Here is a 20,344-nt window from a genome sequence, read left to right on the forward strand (position 1 = left end):
TCTATACGAGAGTGCCTAGCCTACACCCCTCGGGGGTCAGCCTACGGCCGACGATACAAGCTCGCCGGCGCCAGCACCTTCCGATCCTGTCCTGTCGTCGGGCTTGGACCGAAGTCGATCTCGATGATCATGTAACAAGCCAGCTCAAGCCCCAGGTCGATCTCATCAGGCGGTCGACCCGGCCGGTACAGGTGCAGCGTCATCGCGGCACATGTTTCCACCTTGACTCCCTGTGCATCCGGCACCATCTCGACGTGGAACATATCCCCGAAATGATGCTCGAGGTAGTACTCGAGAGGAATGAATCCACCGGGTACTTCCACAAAGGCGAGACTGTACCCGGTATCCATCCCGATCAGATGGCACATCCCCATCGAGTCCGCGTTCCCCTGAAACAGTTGCCGCAGGACACCAAGGTAAAGCGGCAGCTTGTCAGGACTGTATTGACGCGCCCCCTGCTGCTCGAACCAGAGAACCGGCTGGGCGATTCGTTCGGGGATGAGTGCATTCCTCAACACATCTTCGGCCATGCCATGTGGCAGAAAGGCAAGTCCGCTCATCAGGCAGGCCATGATCTCCGCGAGTACCGCTCGGTCCGTTGCATCGGGTTGCAACTCCAGGGTCTGGCACAAGGCCCTTCGAACCAGTCCGTCGACGGCCACTCCCTGGCGTGATAGATCACGAAACACCTGATCCATATGGCCCTGAGCATCCAGGGCCAGGTAGTGAACGACGCCGGGGCCGCGCGCCATATGCTGTCTCTTGATGCCAAGCGCTCCGATACCTACACCACACCCTGTTTCGATAATGACGGCACCGGGCGGTGCCGTCAGAACCCTTTCAAAGACAGGACCTAGGTTCCGGCGGTAGAGGCTCACCGGGCGGATGACTCCGCACTGAGCACTGTATTCCCGATAGTCGGCCGCGAAACCCACATTATCGTTCCCATGGGCGTTCGTGCTTCGAGGCTTCTCGTCGAGGACTCTGAAGCGCACGCCTGCATCTGACTCTCGTGGCGGGTACCAGGTTGTTTGAACGAGATCGGCGTAGTTCTCTAGCGCCATGCCCTTCTCCTGGATTGAGTGAAGTGTAGAGTCATCGCTGGAGGTTGACATGAAGGGTCGCGCATTGGTCACAGCCTACATATGCGCCGCCTTCGCCATGGCGACGGCGAATCTCGCCCAGGCCCAGGGCCGGGACTTCACCCCGGTGACGGATGCGATGCTGCAGGATCCCGACCCGGCGGACTGGTTGAACTGGCGGCGCACACTGAATGGATGGGGGTACAGCCCGCTTGAACAGATCGACCTGAGCAATGTCGAACAGCTCCGGCTCGCCTGGTCCTGGGGCCTCGAACCCGGAGTGTCGCAGACGACGCCGATCGTGCACGACGGCGTCATGTATGTCGCGAACCCAGGCAATGTGGTCCAGGCGCTCGACGCGCGCACCGGCGACTTCATGTGGGAGTACCGCCGTGAGCTGGACGTGCGACGCCGAAGCGCGGCGCAGACGCGCAGCATGGCCCTCTACCAGGATCTGGTGATCCTGAACACGGTCGATGCGCACATCGTCGGGCTGGATGCCCGGACGGGCGAGGCGCGCTGGGATACGCCGGTCGGGGGCGATCAGGAAGGCTTTACCTTTTCGAACGGACCGATCGTCGCCGATGGGACGATCGTCGCCGGCCTGACAGGCTGCGGGCGCTACCGTGACGACACCTGCTACGTCGTCGGCGTCGACGGCCGCACCGGCCGGTTGCTCTGGCGAACCTCGACGATCGCCCGGCCCGGCGAGCGCGGCGGCGACACCTGGGGCGACTTGCCGCTCATGTTTCGCGCGGGGAGCGACGCCTGGATGACCGGGAGCTATGACCCGGTCACCGGGCTCGTCTACTGGGGTACGTCGCAGCCGAAGCCGCACAACCGCGACGCACGCGGCACCGACGGCGCCGCCCTCTACAGCAACTCGACGCTCGCGCTCGACCCTGCGACCGGTGAGATGAGGTGGTACTACCAGCACATCCCGGGCGATGCGCACGACATGGACGAGTCGTTCGAGCGCATCCTGATCGACTACGACGGCAAGCGTTCGCTGTTCACGATGGGCAAGCTCGGGATTTTGTGGGAGATCGACCGGGTCACGGGCGAGTTCGGGCGCGCGACCGACCTCGGCTATCAGAACATCCTGGATGTCGACTCGCGGACCGGTGAGGTGACTTACCGGGACGGGATGCTAGCTGACGTCGGCGAGGAGCTCTCCTTCTGCCCCAGTACTGCTGGCTTCAAAAGCCTGCGGGCGATGGCGTATCACCCCGGGACCGAGGCGTTCTACGTGCCGCTCAATCTCAGTTGTCAGACCGTCACATTCGGCCCGGTCGAGAAACGCGCCGGGGGCGGCGGCGGAGGCAGCAGGCCCGGACGGACGAATCACTTTCATCCGCAGGCGCCGAACGAACTGGGCGAGTTTCGAGCACTGGACCTGCGGACCGGCGAGACCCTCTGGCGCCAGCGCCTCCGGGTGCCCTTCAACACGGCGGCGCTGACGACCGGCGGGGACCTCGTGTTCATCGGCGACTGGGGCCGCCACGTCTACGCCTACGACGTGCGAAACGGCGAGCCGCTCTGGCAGAGCCGGCTCCCGACGATGGCGAACGGGTTCCCGATCACCTATGCCGTGGACGGCAAGCAGTTCGTCGCGTTCGTGGCCGGCCGGTCGATCAGCCGATCGAGCTGGGCGACGCTTCTCCCGGCCGACCTCATACCCGACGAACACAACCCGCGGGGCGGTAGCGGCGTCTTCGTGTTCGCGTTGCCCTGAGGTCCGGGGGGAGGACACCGCCATGCCGAGACTCCTTCGTGTTTCGGTGATGACGGCTGCGATCCTGACGCCCGTGGCTGGATGGGCCCAGCCGGGCGGCTCATTGTTCGAGGAGCACTGCGCGCCCTGTCATGGAAGCCCGGAGCCCGGTTCCCGAGCCCCGGATCGGGAGGCGCTGCGGCAGTTCACACCCGAGTTCGTGCTCGAGTCGCTGACGACCGGCGCGATGTCGGTGGAGGTGCCCGGGCTGACCGACGAGGAGAGGCGGGAGGTGGCTCAGTGGACCGCGGGCCGTGCGCTGGGGACGGCTGGCGGGGATGCCGCATCGATGCCCAATCCGTGTCCGAGCAAACCGTTCGACGACCCGTTCGCCGGCGCGGGGTGGAACGGCTGGAGCCCGGATGGCGGCAACTCGCGCTTCCAGCCGGCCGCGGCCGCCGGGTTGACCGCGGACCAGGTGCCGCGCCTGACGCTGAAGTGGGCGTTCGGATACCCGGGCGGGGTCAGAGCCGCCGCTGGTTCGCCGACGGTCGTGGGGGGAAGGCTCTACGCGGGATCCGACACGGGTTATGTCTACTCGTTGGACGCAGCGAGCGGTTGTGTCTACTGGTCCTTCGAGTCGCAATGGGTCGTCCGCTCCTCCGTCACCATCGGACCCGTCACGGGCGCGGGGACGGCGCGCTACGCCGCGTACTTCGGGGACGCCAGGGCGAACGTCTATGCCGTCAATGCCGAAACCGGTGAACTGCTGTGGACGCAACGCGCCGACACTCATCCGATCGCGCGCATCACCGCCGCCCCCAAGCTGCACGCCGGCCGGCTCTACGTCCCCGTTTCCTCACTGGAAGAACTGGCAGGCCGCCACCTCTGGTACGAGTGCTGCACATTCCGGGGCAGCGTGGTGGCGTATGACGCGAACACGGGCGAGCAGATCTGGAAGAGCTACGCGATTGCCGAAGAACCCAGACCCACGACGAAGAACGCGCAGGGCACCCAACAGTGGGCCCCGGCCGGGGGCGCGGTCTGGGGCGCGCCGGTCATCGATGCTGCTCGAGGGGCCTTGTACATCGGTAGTGGCAACGGCTACACCGCGCCCGCGGCCAATGACACCGACGCCGTCATCGCCTTCGATATCGAGACCGGGAAGCGGCTGTGGTTGAACCAGTTGACGGCCATGGATGCCTACCTCAGCAGGTGTCCCGGCCGGATCGATGTGCAAGGCCAACCGAGGGATCCCAAGCGAGCGGATCCCGAGCGCATCGCGAACCTCAACTGCCCCGATCCCGAGAAGCTTGCCGAAAACGTCGATGTCGATGTGGTGGCGGTCATGCTTCACACGCTGCCGGACGGGCGGACGATTCTCGTCGTCGGCCAGCAGAATGGCCGGGTCTATGCGCTCGACCCTGACCGCGAGGGGGCGGTGCTGTGGGAACTCTACGCGGGCGCGGACACGGAGAATCGCGCGAACATCACGTTCGGTGGTGCCAGCGACGGGCGGCTCGCCTACTTCCCCCTCCTGTACCAACCGTCGGAGCACCGCGGGATTGCTACGCCGTCGCGGTCGAAGGGCGGCCTGGCCGCGATTCGCGTGGAGACGGGCGAGCCGGTGTGGTACACGCCGACGCCGGCGGCCAACTGTCCCGACCCCTCCCCGCTACGGTGCGGCTCCGGGCAGGACGCGGCGGCGACGGCGATCCCGGGCGTGGTCTTCGCCGGCGCCATGGACGGCATGCTTCGCGCGTACTCGACCACCGACGGCCGCGTCATCTGGGAATACGACACGGCCCAGGAGTTCGAGACCGTCAACGATGTGCCGGCCAGGGGCGGCATGCTGAACGGTCCGGGGCCAACCGTCGTCGACGGCATGCTGTTCACGGGGTCGGGCTACGCGTCAGGGACGGGCAACGTGCTGCTGGCGTTCGGACTCGAATAGGTCAAGGGACGTACCAGATGGGCGACGACCAGGCACGCTCCTGGATGGTGGCTGGCAGGCCGGGCTTCGGCGGCGTTCCCGCCCGGATCGCATCCCACGTCGACCAGCGGCAGGTCGGATTCTGCAGCACGCGAACGTAGTAGAAGGCGCGTTGGCCAGGATCGAAGTCGGGGTCCTGCCATAACGCCTCGAGTTCCGAAGCACCTTGGCCTTCCGTCGTCGCGCAGGTGCTCAGATCCACGGTGGCCCCGTTGTCGGGGCAGCGGTGGGTGTCGCCCGGGGTCGAGCCATCGGAGCAGGCTGCGTCGTAGACCCGCTCCTTCTTCTCACCGTTCCCTGTCCATCCCTTGATCACTTGCACTCGAGCGAGGGGAGCGGCGGCGGGATCCCTGGTCGCCCACAGCAGAAAGCGTGGAGCTCGTTGCTCGCCATCGGCCACCAGGTCTCCTCCCATGGGGACGCCGTCGGCGTAGGCCCTGGTGAGCCTGTCGGATCCAGCCAGCGTCGTCTCGTCGAGGTCGTAGCCGGCGAAGAAGCGGACCCGCATGCGAGGGCCGGTAGTGGCAAAGGTCTCCTTACGCTGCAAGGCGCGAAAGATGTCCTCCCTGGTGTTGGATTCGGCCCACACGGCGGCCAGGCCCGAGGCGCCCCAGTACTGGCTGGACCCGTCGCTGTACTCGCCGGTTTCGGCCCGGGGAACCGACCCTCGCTGCTCCGGCGTGATGTCCAACAGGCCGGCCTTGCTCCAGTAGTCCTCTTCCCGAAACGATCCGGCCGCATTGTGGGTATCCGAGGAGCCGATGAGGCCGAAGCGAAAGGGATTGAAGCCCTGCTCCTCTTCCATGGCCAGGCCGTTCAGGTAGGCATCGCGTACGTAGCTGCCCTGGGGCTTGCTCGGAGAGTCATTGCCGATGGTCCCCTCGATGATCCCGAAGTCAGCCCACTCGTCGTTCGGAGACAGGAGCGGATGCGTGTCGGAGGTGCCCTTGACCTGGGTTACCTCGACCAGCGGCTCGTTTCGCATCCGCTGCTCGGCGCCGGCCTGGTCGAGAGCATTGCCTTCTCGATCGGTCAACCGGAACATCCAGCCGTCTGAACCGTTGGAGTTGTGCGGGATCGCCAGGGACTCGATGCCCTGCTCGCGCTGCCGGTCCATCCAGTCCCACAGCTTTTCCGGGTTGTTCCTGGCGTCGATGCGACTGAAAGGGATTCTCGGCACGTTCGAGCCACGGAAGATCACGTTTCGATGCAGGTTCTCCCCGCTGGGACCGCTGGCAGTGAACTCGTAGGCGATGAGGGTGGTGAACGTGCCTGGATCGTTGTGGCGCTCAGCGGCAGCGACGATCTCCCGCCATGCGCTCTCCACGATGCCGAGATCGAGCAGGTCGTCCGGGTCGACATATCCTCTCTGGCGCGGCAGCACTTCCCGGAAAACGGCGGTGCGATCGTCGGGCGTTTCGGCGCTTCGAAGTGCGATCGACAGCGGATGTCGGCCAACCTCGGAATCGGGGTTGTCCATCTGCTCGAACATGCCCAGGTAGGTGGCATGGTCGGCGACCGCGAGGAAGTCGAGCGGGGCCTCGAGGCGCATCTCGATTCCGGCTGGGTGGGTCAGCGCTTCTCCCCTGGCGAACCTGTAGGCGTCGTCGGGATCGTTGCGGGTGCCGTAGATGTAGGCGTCGAAGGAGTACTTGGTGTGGACGTGAAGGTCGCCGAAGTACGCGTTTCGAGTCGATGATCTCTGCTCCATCGGAGCGGCCTCATCGCTGGCTCGAGCCGGGACCCCGGCAGGATCATCCGCGCAACCGAGAGGCAGGAGAAGAAGAGCCGTCAGCCAGACACCGCTACGCGCACATGTCTTGGCGCTGTTCAGGAGGACGACCTCTACTCGCCGCCGGCGGTCTCGGTCGCTCGACCGCGTCCTCGCGGTCTAGGCGGCTCCCCGTCGCTGTAGACGCAGGAGATGAAGCCCATCAGCATCTCGTCGGTCGACATGGGGCCGAAGACGACGTCGCGGTCCGGGTTGAAGCCCCAGCGTTCCGCCTCCTCGGGCGAGTTGTCGAACCACATGTCGATCCGCAGGCGGGTGCCCTTCGGCAGCACCTTCGGCTCGTCGTACCAGTAGATCTCCTGCCAGTCGAAGTCCCAGTCGGGCACGTGGAGGATCAGCTCCTCGCTGCCGTCCGGGTAGAAGGCGGTGTACTTCGACTCGCGCCCACGCATGTGCATGTGGGGGAGCATGCCGAGGACCGTGACCTCGCGGTCGAAGGTGCGCTCGGCGGTGTCGTGCCAGTAGGCGTGGCGGGCCGGAATCTCGAACTCGTAGTTGCTGATCGGGAAGAAGTGGACCGGGTGCGTGACCGGCCTGGTCGCGAACTTCAGCGCGATCGACGACTGGTCCCAGCCGCCGCTGCCGGGGCCCGGCTCCTTGTGGTAGTGCAGGTCGAAGGTCAGCGTCGCGCCGACCTCGAGCAGTGAGCCGTAGCCCTCGGGCCACACGTGAGGCGGCGAGCCGGAGGTGGCGCCGCCGAGGAAGTGGCCGTCCCCGCGGGTCTCCTCGTCGTTGGGCCCCTTGACGAAGATGTTGAAGTGGTGGACCAGCTCGCTGCCGCGGCGGAACTCGATCTCCTGTACCCACTTGTCCTCGGGCAGGATTTCCGGGGTCAGCACCAGGCGGTGCTTGGTGTAGATGTCCTTGATGTCGTCCTCGACGTAGTAGGGCTCGGGCATCTTGATCACCAGGTCGGGATCGGGAAAGAGCCAGCCCTCATCGTCGGACCAGTCGATCGGCTCCGGCCCGTCCTCCGGCCGGCCGGGCTGGGCGCCCGCCTCGACCCAGCGCTTGATCGTCGCAATCTCCTCGTCGGTCAGGCCGCGCTCGTTCCTGAACACGCCGTCGAAGTGCTCGGAGGCGTCCCACGGCGGCATCTCCTTCGAGGCCGTCTGGCGGACGATCGCGCGCGCCCAGGGGCGGGCGTCTTCGAAGGTCGTCAGCGACATCGGCACGCCGCCACGGTAGATCTTGCCGCCCGACGGCCGGTGACACTCCTGGCAGTTCTCCTGCAGGATGGGCAGGACGTCCTCGTAGAATGTCGGTCCATCTGCCTCCGCGGCTCCATGCGCGGCCGCGGCGAAGAACAGGCAGAGAGCAAGACCAACCAGGCGTCGACTCGTCATCGCTACTCCCTTGCAGAACAGGTCTGGATCCGTGCGAGCTTACCGCAGCCGCCACGCTCCGGCAGCCATCGTGCTGGCATCGATTCTCGCTGTCATGGGCTGTGAGAGCGGTCGACAAGCCGGACCGGACGCGGACGATTACTTGGCCGCGGCGGCGCTCGTCGAAGGCAACCTGCTCCGCCTGCTCCACAACGCGGAGGTCGCCCCGCACTGGCTCGACCCGGGCAGCGGAGCAGGTTTCTGGTACCAGCGCCATGGCGACATGGGCCCCGAACTCGCGGTGTTCGACCTCCAGACGCGGTCACGCCGTCCCGCGTTCGACCATGCGCGGATGGCCGCGTCGATCGCCGAGGCTCTGACCGAGGCCGGCGCGGAGGTCGCCGACGCGGAACCGCCGACCCTGGAGGGTCTGGTCGACCTCCGGCTCTCGGGCAGCCTGACGAAGCTGACAGGCCGCGCTGACGCCCACCGCATCGAGTGCTCCGTGTTCGACTACCGCTGCGAGGCGGAGGAGATCCCGCCGAGAGAGCCGGACGGACAGCCTGGCAAGTGGCCGGCCCCGGGCGCAAGGTTGGCGGTCCTGACCCGTGACAACGATCTGTTCCTGTACAGCTTCATGACCGGCGACGAGACCCGGCTCACGTTCGACGGCGAGCCCTACTACTCCTACGGCAAGTGGCCGGATTCATCGCCGATGACGATCGCGGCCAGGAACAAGGGGCTGTCGCTACCTCCCTACCTGACCGAGTGGTCTCCGGGCGGCCGCTACCTGCTGGTGCCGCGAATCGACGAGCGATCGGTGAAGACCGTCCCCTTCGTGGAGTGGGTGCCCACCGATGGCAGTCGCCGACCCGTCGCGCACACGCTACGTCTGCCGCTGGCCGGCGATGCCGAAACCACGGGTGTCGACTGGTTCCTTTTCGATACCGAGAAAGGCGGGCGGTTGCGGGTCGACTTCGACCGTGAATCGCTCCCGGAAGCTCTCCGCACGTTGGAGTTCGTGGGCCACGACGTCGAGTGGGACCTGGAGCGTGAACGGCTGTACCTGCTGGCGGCGGGCTACGCCGGCAAGAGTGGCGCCCTGGTCGCGGTCGACATCGAGTCGGGCAGGGCCACGCCGTTGGTGTGGGAGACGAGCGAGACGCGGGTCGAAAGGAACACCCGCACGTCCAGCCACGCGAACGTGCGATTCGTGCGGGGGCCGAAGGACGAACGATGGGTGTTGTGGTACTCGGACCGCACCGGCTGGGGACACCTTTATCTCTACGAACTCACCGAGGACGGTTCCGCCGATCTGCTGGGTGCGCTCACCACGGGCGACTGGGCGGTGCTCGACATCATCGAGGTCGACGAGACGGATCGGCAGGTCTACTTCACGGGCGGCGGCCGCGAGCCGGACCGGGATCCATACTTCCGCCACCTCTACCGTGTGTCGTTCGATCCTGCCTCGTCCGGGGCCGGCGAAGTGATCTTGCTCACCCCGAACGAGGCCGACCACCACTTCGATCCCGACTTTTTCTGGTTCAGGCGGAGCCGGTTCGGGTTCACCTGGCCGGACTCGTCGATTCGGACCGAACTCGGCGTCTTCCTCGACACCTACTCGACGGTCGATCGCGCGCCGGTCACCGTGCTGCGGTCCACCGAGGACGGGGAGGTGCTGGCGGAGGTCGAAAAGGCCGACACCTCGGCGCTCTTCAGGGCGGGCTACACACCGCCTGAGCGCAGGGCCTTCACCGCCGCGGACGGAGAGACGGACGTTTACTCGGTCTACTACGCGCCGCAGAGGAGGGTCGAGGGCGGCCGTCATCCGGTGATCGACGCCGTCTACGGAGGCCCCCAGGTGGCCGTGGCGCCGCGGAACTTTGTGGAAGCCGTGGCCGCATTCAACCCGGCGACCGAGGCGGCGCTCGCGCGGCTGGGTTTCGCGGTCGTGGTCTCGGACGGGCGCGGCACGCCGGGGCGCTCCAGCGCCTTTCGCGACGCGGGCTACCCGGAGTTCACGCGCGTCGGCATCGAGGACCACGTGGCCGCGATCCGGCAGTGGGCGGAACTCAAGCCCGGGATGGACCTCGAACGGGTGGGGATCTACGGCTGGTCCTGGGGTGGGACCTTCGCGGCTCAGGCCATCCTCAGCCGACCCGAGTTCTACGATGTCGCCGTTTCCGGAGCCGGCGTCTACGACTACGCCGCGATGTCCCCCGGCAACATGAACTTCATCGGGGCACCGGTCTACGTTGATGGCAGCAGGATCCGGACCCGACCGGACGAGGCTCCCGAGAACTGGGAGGCCCTCGACATCACCAGAATGGCGGGAAACCTGGAGGGGCGGCTCTTGCTCATGTACGGAGATATGGACCTGAGCGTCCCCCAGGCACAGACCTTTCGGCTGGTCGACGCCCTGATCCAGGAGAACAAGCCGTACGATCTCCTCGCTCTGCCGAACCGTGACCACGGTGCCGGTTGGGACGTGTACACCCTGCTCCGCACCTGGGACTACTTCGTCGAGCACCTGCTCGGAGCTGAGCCGCCGCGCGGCGTGACCTTCGAACTAGAGTCCGCCTTTCCGAACCTGGAACCGGATGGCCCGTGACGATGTGCCCGCGCCGCAGACCGAGAATCGGCATCGTCGCCGACGTGAGTCGCGCGGTTGCGGGACCTTGGGACGAAGTCGTCTCGATGGCTCCGCACAACTACGTGTCGGCCATCGCCGATGCCGGCGGGGCTCCGGTTCTCATCCCCAGCGTCGAGCCCTACGACGAGGATCCGGAGGCTGCGCTGGCCGATCTCGACGGCATCGTCTTCATGGGCGGCCGCGACTTCGATCCGGAGATCTACGGTGCGGAGCCGCATCCGGAGAGCGACCGGGCGACCGAGATCCGCGACCGCGTCGAACTCGCGATCGGCCGCGCGGCACTCGAGCGGCGCATGCCGATCCTGGGGATCTGCCGGGGCTGCCAGCTCCTGAACATCCTCTACGGCGGCGACCTGGAGCAGCACCTGGCGGACCGGGTCGACATGAAGCCGCACCGGGACACTCTGGGCGTGTTCACGCGCCACCGGGTGGCGCTGGAGCCCGGGACGAAGCTGGCGGCCGCGATGCAGGGGAGCGAGCACGAGGTCGCCTCCCACCATCACCAGGGAGCCGGCCGCATCGGGGACGGTCTTCGAGTTGTCGCCACCGCGCCGGACGGCGTCGTCGAAGGGCTCGAGGACCCCGAGCATCCGTTCTGCATCGGCGTGCAGTGGCATCCCGAGGTCACCACCGCGGAGGACGGCGGCCGGCTGTTCCGGGCGCTTGTTGCACAGTGTTCCGGAGCGGGCCGGCCATGACGAGAATCAGGCCGGCTGAAGCCGCCGACGTGCCGCAGATGACGGCGCTCTACAACCACTATGTGGAGCACACTGCCTTCACCTTCGATGTGGAACCCTGGTCCGTCGAGCGGCGCCTGGAGTGGTTTGACCGCTTCGATGCGACGGGTCCGCACCGTGTGCTGGTGGCCGAAGAGGCCGGCCGAGTCGTTGGTTTCGCCTGGAGCGGGCAGTGGCGATCCAGGCCCGCCTACGCCACGAGCGTCGAAACCAGTGTCTACTGCCTGGACGGCGAGACGGGGCGCGGCGTCGGCACGGCCCTCTACACGGCGCTCCTGGCGGTGCTCGAGGCCGAGTCTCTTCGTCGCGCCTTCGCGGTGATCACGCTGCCGAACGAAGCCTCGGAGCGGCTGCACCGTCGCTTCGGCTACAGCCAGGTCGGCGTGTTGTCGGAAGCGGGTCGAAAGTTCGGCCGTTTCTGGGACGTTTCGATCTGGCAGCGGGCGCTGGGGGACGGCTAGGAGGCTGCGCCGCAGAACGCTGCGAAGCGAGTTTTGCGACGCGGCCTCCTGGCGAGGTGGGGGCTGGGGCCAAACACGGAGTCAGCGACGGGTTTGGCGGCTCTAGGCCAGCAGAGCCGCCGCCTGCCGCCGAACCAGGCCGCGTACGTGGTCGAAGGCGTCGCGGCGGCCGAGTTCCGGACGCGCGTCGATCCAGCCGAGGATCGCCAGCGCGCGCATGAGCAGGAAGGCCGGTAGTAGAGCGAGCGCTTCGTCGCTCAGGGGCCGTTCAGAGCGGTAGCCGGCGACGAGTGCGTCCCGGACCATCTCGAAGTGCGGGTTCGACTGGTAGTGGAAGAGCGCGACGGCCAGCTCGTACAGGTGCCATCCAAACCCGGCGTCGTCGAAGTCGATGACCCGCAGGCCGTTCTTGGTCTTCAGGATGTTCCCGGGATGGAGGTCGCCGTGGATCAGGCTGTAGTTCTCCGCGTCCTGGCCGAAGTCCACAAAGAGCTTCCGCAGGTGCTCGCGAGCTCGTGAAGTGAGCCGACGGTCCGATTCGTCGAGTCCGGAGGCCTCCCAGAAGCGGCCCCAGAACGGTGCTTCGCCAAGGAAGCCGTCGACGTCGAAGGAGTGTCTCGTGAAGTGCGGCGGCAGCTCCCAGGAGGCGGCCTGGTTGTGGATGCGTGCCGCGATGCGGCCCAGGGCGTCGAAGGACTCGGCCAGGAGCTCGCCGCTCGCTTCGTCGACGAGGTCCGAGAGGACCTCGCCGTCGACCCACTCCGAGACGCCGGCGAGGCGCGACTCGTTCGCTCCTACCGGCACCTCGACGTAGCGCCGGCCGTCCAGCGCCCGAACCGGCACCGGTGCGCCGACGCCGGCGACGTTCAGGGCCGCGGTCCAGTGCTGCTCGGAGATCAGCTCGGGCAGGTCATGGTAGCCGGGTCGATGGAGGCGCAGGACGAAGCTCGCGCCGCGCTCCGATTCCGCGCGGAAGACGACGTTCTCCTGGTGCGCGACCAGCTCCAGGCGCGCGGGGGATTCGTCCCACTCCCGCCAGGCAGCCGCGGCTGCCCGGTGGAACTCCGCTTCGCGGGACTCAGCCGAGGTGGCCGAGCTCACGAAGCGACTCCCCGAACGCGTCCAGGAAGGCGTCCGCGTGCTCGCGCCTGAAGCAGAGCGGTGGCCGGATCTTCAGCACGTTGCGCAGCGCTCCGGCGTTGCTGGTCAAGAAACCCCTGTCCTTCAGCCGGTTCACCACGGCTACGACGCCGTCGACGTCGGCCGTCTTCGCCTCCCGGTCGCTCACCCACTCGACGCCGAGGAACAGCCCGTGGCCGCGCACCTCCGCCATCGGTTCGCAGGTCTCCTGGAAGGCCTCCAGGCCGCGGCGAAGATGGGCGCCCGTCTCGACGACGTTCCGGCGCAGGCCCTCCGACTCGATGACGTCGAGCACCGCCGATCCCACGGCGGCCTGGAGGGGGCTGGAGGCGAACGTATTGAAGTACCGCGAGCGTCGCCGGAACGTGTCGACAAGGTCCTTTGACGCGACCACGGCCGAGATCGGCATTCCGTTGCCGATGGGCTTTCCCATCGTCACGATGTCGGGTACGAAGCCCATCTTCTCGTAGCCCCACCAGCGGCCCGTCCGGCAGAAGCCGGCTTGGACTTCGTCCGCGATGAAGAGCCCACCGGCCTCGTGCACGAGTTCGACGGCACGCGCCATGAAGCCCTCCGGGATGTTCGGCAGGCCTTCGTTGGCGAGGATCGGGCAGACGAGCATGCCGGCGAGGGAGATGTCGTTGCTGGCGAAGTCGTCGATCGCCCGGCGCATCTCGTCGAGGTACAGGTCCGTCAGTTCCTTCCCGGCAACGCCCGGGCGCAGCGGGCGGTAGGTCTGTGGAAACGGGATGCTCCGGAACTCGCTCTCAGGCGGGAGGTTTCGCGCGAAGGTCAGCCGACCAACTTCCGTGCTGTTGCCGTGGTACGCCGAGTCGGTGCAGAGGATTCCCCGGTTTCCGGTCGCGGCGCGCGCCATCAGGAGCGCGACTTCGTTCGCCTCCGTGCCGGTGCAGGCGAAGACCGCGCTAGTCAGCGACTCGTCGTGGCGGTCGAGCAGCTTCTCGGCGTAGTTCAGGACACCGGGATGCAGATAGCGGCTATGGACGTTGAGGGTCGCCGCCTGCCGGGCCATCGCTTCGACGACCCGCTGATGCGCGTGCCCAACGCAGGGAACGTTGTTGTACATATCGACGTAGCGCCGCCCGCCTTCGTCGAAGAGGTAGACGCCCTCGCCGCGCACGATCGTCAGCGGCTCCTCGTAGAAGAGAGGGGCGCCGGCGCCGAGGAGCTCGTCTCGCCGAGCGATCAGATCGGCCACGATTGTTCCGATTTTACGCTAATATCGTTGCTTGACATGAAGAATCGCGCTATGGAGTCCCGTGTGAGACGGCGCGCCGCCAGCAGGCTTGCTCGGCTTCTCGTCCTGACCGGTTCGCGACAGACGGGCAAGACCACGCTGATCCGGAGGTGCTTCCCCGACGTACCCTATATCTCCCTGGAGGACCCGGCGGTGCGCCCCGGGTTCTCCCGGATGACCGCGGCCGAGTGGATCGAGCGGTATCCACACGCCATCCTCGACGAGGTCCAAAAGGCGCCGTCCCTGGTCGAGACCGTCAAGGCGGCGTACGACCAGTCGCCGGAGGTGCGCTACTTCCTGCTCGGAAGCAGCCAGATCCTGCTGCTCTCCCGAGTGAAGGAGAGTCTGGCCGGTCGGGCAGCGATCGAGGAACTCTGGCCCCTCACTCTGCCAGAGATGGCGACGTCTTCCTGGGACGATCCGCTGCCGACCTCGCGTCTGGTCCTTTGGCTTGAGGAGGGCTGCCGGACGGATGAGGTTCTGCTCGGCCAACCGGCGACCGATCGCACCTGCGCACGCTACTCGGAGATCCTGGAGCGCTATCTCCGCTTCGGCGGCATGCCGGTCGTTCACCACGACGACCTGACCGATGACGAGCGGAGGAGTTGGTTGCGGGACTTCCAGCGCACCTACCTGGAACGGGACGTGGCCGACCTTGCGGCACTGCGAGACCTGGAGCCGTTCGTCGTGGCGCAGAGGGTCCTCGCCACCCGCTCCGGTAGGGGCGTCAACTTCAGCGACCTGGCGCGGTCGGCGGGCATCGCGCCGGCAACGGCGCGCCGATTCCTGCGCTATCTGGAGCTGAGCTACCAGGTGATTCAGCTCCCTCCGTTCTTCCGCAACCCCGAGAAGCGTCTGGCGAAGATGCCGAAGGTGCATTTCGTCGATCCGGGGATCCTCCGCACCATCCTCAATCGCACCGGCGACTGGACAGGCGAAGAGTTCGAGTCGGCGCTGGTCTCGGAGATCGTCAAGCAGGTGCGAAACGCGGGCGTAGTCGCAGGTTTCTTCCACCTGAGGACGTACGACCGGCGGGAAGTGGACCTGCTGGTCGAACTCGAGAGTGGCTTCGTCGCTTTCGAGATCAAGACGTCGCGCAAGGTGTCGTCGGCGGACGCGAGGACGCTGCGCGACCTTGAACCGCTTCTCGACAAGCCGCTGCTGGGCGCCCTCGTCGTGTCGCTCGACCTGGAGGTCCGCTATCTGGCGCCGGGAGTCCTGGCCGTGCCGGCTGCCTGGCTCTTCGCTCCTCCGGGCTAGATGCGGGCGCGCCGGTTCATCGAGACTGCCTCGAGAGCTCGCGTTCGGTCGAAGGGGAAACCGGTCCCTCAAGAACGGCCGCCATCGCGTCCAACAGCGTTTCGAAGAACAGCTCGGCATCGGGTCCGTCGAAGCTGCCGCCGGAAAGCGCGCGCTGAGCGAGCGCCAGCGCCGCCATCCGGTGCATCAGGTCGAAGCGCCGGTCCGCCAGCGCCCTGGGGATTCGAAGCTGCGCGCGGATTCGCTTCGCTACTTCGCCCACCCCCGCGCCCGTGTAGCGGATCGCGCCCTCGCGGAGCTCCTCGCCGGGCAGGAAGACGAGTTGCCCGACGACCTTCAGGAAGAGCGCGAACTCCGGATCGCGTCGGGCGATCCGCACCGGAGGCATGACCGCCACCTCGCACAGGCGGCGCACGTCCTGAGCCCCGCCGGCTTCATCCAGCTCGTGCAGCATGCGCTCCCGCTCTTCCCCGATCTGCGCGCCGCGCTTGACGTACATGGCGTCGATGAGCCCTTCGCGGCCGCCGAAGTGGTACTGGAGGGCCGATTCGTTGCGTTGGCCCGCTTCGCGCAGGATGGCGCGAGTGGAGGTCGGCCCGACGCCCCGCTCGGCGAACAGCTTCTCGGCGGCGCGTAGGAGCTTCTCTCGCGTGCTAATGACTTCCATCAGGACTAATGATAGACATTAGCAGACGAGGTTCAGAGCGATGAGACCCGGGTTCATCTTCAGCCGACGAAAGAGGCGCTGTGCAGGCCGGCGAGTCCTGGCGGCGACGCTCGCGGCGGTCGCGGCCCTTCAGGCGTCGGCGTCGACGGCAGCGGAATCCGAGGCCCCGGCCTCACCCCGGCCGAACGTCGTCGTCGTGGTCGCGGACGACGTCGGCTTCACGGACCTGGGCGCCTACGGAAGCGAGATTCGCACTCCCCACATCGACGCGATCGCGTCGCGCGGCGTCCTCTTCACGAACTTCCACGCCTCGCCGATGTGCTCGCCGTCGCGGGCCATGCTGCTCACCGGGGTCGACTCGCACCTGACCGACGTCGCCAGCCTGCATGTGGCCACGCCGCTTCGTCATCGCGGCCGACCCGGCTACCGGGGCGAGTTGAGCACGGACGTGATCACGATCGCCAGCCGGCTGCGCGCCGCCGGCTACCGCACCTACCTGAGCGGCAAGTGGAACCTCGGTCACGCTCCGACCTCGCTGCCCAGCGCGCGCGGCTTCGATCGGACGTTCGCGCTCGACGCCACCGGCGCCGACAACTTCGAGAAGAAGCCCTACCTGCCCATCTACGGGGAGCCCCCCTGGTTTGCCGACGGCGAGCCGACCGACCTGCCGGCCGACTTCTACTCATCGGAGCACCTCGTGGACAGGCTCGTCGAGTTCATCGACACGGATCGGGTTACGGATGGTGAGCGACAGCCCTTCTTCGCCTACCTCGCCTTCCAGGCGGTCCACCTGCCGGTTCAGGCGCCGCGCGAGTTCATCGAAGGCTACGAGGGCGTGTACGACGAAGGATGGGACGCGCTGCGGCGGGAGCGTCATCGCCGCGCCGTCGAAGCGGGCGTGTTTCCGCCCGGCGCCGTGCCGTCGACCACGCCCGAGCAGGCGGACTGGGAGGCTCTCTCGCCCGGCGAGAAGGCGTTCGCCGCCAAGAACATGGCGGTCAACGCGGCGATGCTCGAAGCGATGGACCATCACTTCGGGCGGCTGGTCGAGTACCTCGGGCACGAGGGGCTCCTGGAGAACACCGTCTTCGTCGTGCTGTCCGACAACGGCCCGGAGGCGGGCGACCCGGGCCAGAGCGGTCAGTTCGACCGGTGGGCGGAGCGCGTCGGCTACCGCCGCGACCTCGAGACGCTCGGCGAGAAGGGGAGCTACGGCATCATCGGCCCGCACTTCGCGCGGGCGGCGGCCGCTCCGCTCGCGTACTACAAGTTCCACGGCGGCGAGGGGGGAATTCGCGTTCCCCTGATCATCGCCGGGCCGGGGGTGGAGGCGCGAGGGATCGCTCCGGCCTTCACCTTCGTGACGGACCTGGTTCCCACGATTCTCGAGCTCACCGGCGCGGGCGACGCCACTCCGTCCGGCAAGCATCCCATCGACGGCCGCAGCCTGGCCGCGGCGCTGCGCGATCCTTCGGCCCTGATCCATCCGCCGCGGGCGGCGGTCGGATTCGAGACGGCGGGTCACCGGGGCGTCTTCAAGGGCGACCACAAGCTCGTCCGGGTCGGTGCTCCTGTCGGCGACGGCCGCTGGCGCCTGTTCGATCTGGCGGAGGACCCGGGCGAGACTCGCGATCTGGCCGCCGCACAGCCCGAACGCTTCTCCGAGATGCTGGCGGACTACGAGGCCTACGCCGAGCGCGTGGGGGTGCTCGAGGTGCCTGCCTTCTACTCGCCGACTCGACAGCTAGCGATCAACTACTTCTACGACCGTGCAAAGGAGACCTTCATGAAGACCAGAGTATGGACCGGAGCAGGGCTGGCCGTCGTCGTGCTGGCGGCCGCCGTCTGGCTGGGGTTGCCGAGGGTGCTCGTCGGCCTGGGCCTTCACGCCCACTACGAGATTCCCGCGATCGATCTCGCCGGCCACCGCGCCCTCATCGTGACCACCAGCCACGACACGCTGGGCGACTCGGGCAAGGCGACCGGCGTCTGGGCGTCGGAGATGACGGTGCCTTACTACGCATTCGCGGACGCCGGAATGACGGTCGACGTGGCGAGCATCCAGGGCGGCGCCATCCCGGTCGAGCGCCAGTCCGTGCGGTGGCCGGTGGCCACGCCGGAGGACAAGCGCTATCTCCGGGATGCGGAGTTTCAATCCAGGGTCGAGAACTCGTTGGCGATCGCCGACGTGGACGGAAGCGCCTACGACATCGTGTTTCTCGCCGGCGGCTGGGGCGCCGCGTACGACCTCGGCCAGTCGGAAGAACTGGGCAGGAAGGTCAGCGAGGCGTACGCCCGCGAATCCGTGGTCGGCGGCGTGTGCCATGGTCCGCTGGGACTGCTTCAGGCGGTGACTCCGGCCGGAGACCCTCTGGTGCGCGGCCGCCGCGTCTCGGCCGTTTCGGACAAGCAGATCGAGGAACTCGGCATCACCTTCACGCCGATGCACCCGGAGCGTGACCTGCGCGCCGCCGGAGCGCTGTTCGAGAGCGAGACCAGGTTTCGCGACATGCTCGCGAGCCGCGTCGTCGTCGACGGACGCCTGGTGACGGGCCAGAACCAGAACAGCGGCGCCGAAACGGCGCATCGCATGATGGAGGTTCTGCTGGGGTCGCGGCCGGCCTACCCCGAGAAGTAGACCATCACCGCGGCGACGATCAGGACCAGCACTACGGACAGCGTCCGGTCCAGCCGTCGCTTCGCCGGGTCGGACTCGGCGAGAAGCTCGGCATTGCCCGCCCGGCTCCAGGTCAGGCCGGCGACGCGCTGCTCGGACGGCGGCGGGAACCAGAGGCTGACCGCGACCAGCACGGCCGCGCAGATCAGGAACAGGAAGATCGCGACGTGCATGAAGTTGATGTCTGCGAAGGTGTAGAGGAAGCCGCTCAGGCTGTCCTTGTTGAGCTCCGCCACCAGCCGGCCCATGCCAAGAACGAAGCCGACGGCCAGTGACGCGATCGCGCCCTGGGCGTTGAGGCGCTTCCAGAACAGACCGAGCAGGAAGACCGCGGTGATCGGCGGCGAGATGTAGCCCTGGACGCTCTGGAGGTACTGGTAGAGCGTGCCGGAGATGTTCTGCATCAAGGGGATCCAGAGCAGGCCCAGGCCGACCAGGCCCACGGTCGCCGTCTGCCCGACCAGGACCAGGCGCCGCTCCGAGACGCCCGGGTGGAGCTTCTTGTAGATGTCGATCGTGATCAGCGTCGAGCACGAGTTGAAGACGGAGGAGAGGCTGCTCATCAGGGCCGCCAGCAGGCCCGCGACCACGAGTCCCCGGAAGCCGGCCGGCAGGAGCGCGACGACCAGCGCCGGCAGCGCCTGGTCGGAGGAGGCGAGTTCGAGCTTGCCGGACTGCGACAGGCAGTAGGCGATCACGCCCGGCACGACGAACAGGAACAGCGGCAACTGCTTGAGGAAGCCGGCGAAGATCGTCCCGCGCCGCGCGTCGTCGATGCCGCGCGCCGAGAGTGCGCGCTGAACGATGAACTGGTCGGTGCACCAGTACCAGACGGCGATGATCGGCGCGCCGAAGGCGATCCCGGTCCAGGGGAAGTCCGGGTCGGACATCGGCTTCCACATGTCGAAGAAGCCGTCACCGGCGGTCTCGACCATGACCCGCCAGCCGCCGAGTTCGGCGAGTCCGAGGATCGTCACCGTGGAGGCGCCGACGATCAGGACGATGGCCTGCAGCAGGTCGGTGTAGACGACGGCTCGGAGGCCGCCGAGCACGGTGTAGACCCCGGTGATGACGACGACCACCAGGGCGCCGGTCCAGAAGTTGATCCCCATCAGGGTCTCGAAGACGACGCCGCCCGCGTAGATCGTCACCGAGATCTTGGTCAGGACGTAGCCGATGACCGAGATCACCGACAGGTACCAGCGCGCCGCGGGCGAGTAGCGCCGCTCGAGGAACTCGGGCATCGTGAAGATGCCGCTCTTCACGTAGAACGGCACGAACAGCCACCCGAGGATGAGCAGGATGAGCGAGGCCTGGAGCTCGAACTGCCCGAGGACGAGGCCGCTCTCGGCGCCGGTGCCTGCCAGGCCGACGAGATGTTCGGAGCCGATGTTCGAGGCGAACAGCGACGCGCCGACGACGAACCAGCCGACGTTGCGGCCGGCCAGGAAGTAGCTCGACGAGGTCCGTTCGCCGTGCTGGACGCGCCTGATGGCCCAGAGCGCGATGGCGAAGACGCCGGCGAAGTAGAGGGCGACGACCGTCCAGTCGAGGGTGGTGATCTTCGCCGTCAGCATGGCGGGTT

Annotated in this window: 14 protein-coding genes; 7 read left to right on the top strand and 7 right to left on the bottom strand. The window is 67.2% G+C overall.

Annotated elements, in window-relative coordinates:
• Positions 1 to 41: 41 nt before the first annotated feature.
• Entirely contained in the window at positions 42 to 1,064 is a 1,023-nt protein-coding gene (locus OXG83_15180) for a hypothetical protein (protein ID MCY3966377.1), read from the bottom strand.
• Between the two features lie 49 nt (positions 1,065 to 1,113).
• Between OXG83_15180 and OXG83_15185 the strand changes: the two genes are divergently transcribed.
• Both OXG83_15185 and OXG83_15190 read left to right on the top strand, forming a co-directional pair.
• The gene (locus tag OXG83_15185; GenBank protein ID MCY3966378.1) at positions 1,114 to 2,817 is read left to right on the top strand and encodes a PQQ-binding-like beta-propeller repeat protein; all 1,704 of its coding nucleotides are present in this window, start codon (positions 1,114 to 1,116) and stop codon (positions 2,815 to 2,817) included.
• A 22-nt stretch (positions 2,818 to 2,839) separates the two neighbouring features.
• Entirely contained in the window at positions 2,840 to 4,750 is a 1,911-nt protein-coding gene (locus OXG83_15190) for a PQQ-binding-like beta-propeller repeat protein (protein MCY3966379.1), read from the top strand.
• Position 4,751: 1 nt separating this feature from the next.
• Here the strand turns inward: OXG83_15190 and OXG83_15195 are convergent, their stop codons facing one another.
• Together OXG83_15195 and OXG83_15200 are read right to left on the bottom strand one after the other, a co-directional pair.
• Positions 4,752 to 6,500, bottom strand: coding sequence for a DUF3604 domain-containing protein (locus tag OXG83_15195; GenBank protein MCY3966380.1), 1,749 nt, complete (start codon positions 6,498 to 6,500; stop codon positions 4,752 to 4,754).
• Positions 6,501 to 6,634: 134 nt separating this feature from the next.
• Positions 6,635 to 7,927, bottom strand: coding sequence for a hypothetical protein (locus OXG83_15200; protein MCY3966381.1), 1,293 nt, complete (start codon positions 7,925 to 7,927; stop codon positions 6,635 to 6,637).
• Between the two features lie 31 nt (positions 7,928 to 7,958).
• On the opposite strand from OXG83_15200, the gene OXG83_15205 reads away from it, so the two are divergent.
• The 3 genes from OXG83_15205 to OXG83_15215 are packed head-to-tail and all read left to right on the top strand — an operon-like array spanning position 7,959 to position 11,757.
• On the top strand, positions 7,959 to 10,517 hold the full coding sequence (locus OXG83_15205; GenBank protein MCY3966382.1) for a DPP IV N-terminal domain-containing protein: 2,559 nt from the start codon (positions 7,959 to 7,961) through the stop codon (positions 10,515 to 10,517).
• A gap of 2 nt (positions 10,518 to 10,519) precedes the next feature.
• Positions 10,520 to 11,257 carry a gamma-glutamyl-gamma-aminobutyrate hydrolase family protein gene (locus tag OXG83_15210; protein MCY3966383.1) on the top strand — a complete coding sequence of 246 codons (738 nt, stop codon included), beginning with the start codon at positions 10,520 to 10,522 and terminating at the stop codon, positions 11,255 to 11,257.
• On the top strand, positions 11,254 to 11,757 hold the full coding sequence (locus OXG83_15215; protein ID MCY3966384.1) for a GNAT family N-acetyltransferase: 504 nt from the start codon (positions 11,254 to 11,256) through the stop codon (positions 11,755 to 11,757). Before OXG83_15210 ends, OXG83_15215 begins: the two co-directional genes overlap by 4 nt.
• Positions 11,758 to 11,859: 102 nt before the next feature.
• Here the strand turns inward: OXG83_15215 and OXG83_15220 are convergent, their stop codons facing one another.
• The gene (locus OXG83_15220; GenBank protein ID MCY3966385.1) at positions 11,860 to 12,858 is read right to left on the bottom strand and encodes a phosphotransferase; all 999 of its coding nucleotides are present in this window, start codon (positions 12,856 to 12,858) and stop codon (positions 11,860 to 11,862) included.
• Positions 12,836 to 14,116, bottom strand: coding sequence for an aspartate aminotransferase family protein (locus OXG83_15225; GenBank protein ID MCY3966386.1), 1,281 nt, complete (start codon positions 14,114 to 14,116; stop codon positions 12,836 to 12,838). Before OXG83_15225 ends, OXG83_15220 begins: the two co-directional genes overlap by 23 nt.
• 36 nt (positions 14,117 to 14,152) lie before the next feature.
• Between OXG83_15225 and OXG83_15230 the strand changes: the two genes are divergently transcribed.
• On the top strand, positions 14,153 to 15,415 hold the full coding sequence (locus OXG83_15230) for an ATP-binding protein (GenBank protein ID MCY3966387.1): 1,263 nt from the start codon (positions 14,153 to 14,155) through the stop codon (positions 15,413 to 15,415).
• Between the two features lie 16 nt (positions 15,416 to 15,431).
• Here OXG83_15230 and OXG83_15235 read toward each other — a convergent pair whose 3' ends face one another.
• Positions 15,432 to 16,082, bottom strand: coding sequence for a TetR family transcriptional regulator (locus tag OXG83_15235; GenBank protein MCY3966388.1), 651 nt, complete (start codon positions 16,080 to 16,082; stop codon positions 15,432 to 15,434).
• A 40-nt stretch (positions 16,083 to 16,122) separates the two neighbouring features.
• Here OXG83_15235 and OXG83_15240 point away from each other — a divergent pair, with 40 nt between their 5' ends.
• A complete protein-coding gene (locus OXG83_15240) occupies positions 16,123 to 18,720 on the top strand; it encodes a sulfatase-like hydrolase/transferase (GenBank protein ID MCY3966389.1) in 2,598 nt (865 codons plus the stop codon).
• Here the strand turns inward: OXG83_15240 and OXG83_15245 are convergent.
• Complete coding sequence (locus OXG83_15245; protein ID MCY3966390.1) at positions 18,705 to 20,336, bottom strand: sodium:solute symporter; 1,632 nt, start codon at positions 20,334 to 20,336, stop codon at positions 18,705 to 18,707. The genes OXG83_15240 and OXG83_15245 overlap by 16 nt on opposite strands.
• Positions 20,337 to 20,344: the final 8 nt, after the last annotated feature.

The organism is Acidobacteriota bacterium (assembly GCA_026707545.1).
In the GTDB taxonomy this organism is placed as follows: Bacteria; Acidobacteriota; Thermoanaerobaculia; order Multivoradales; family Multivoraceae; genus Multivorans.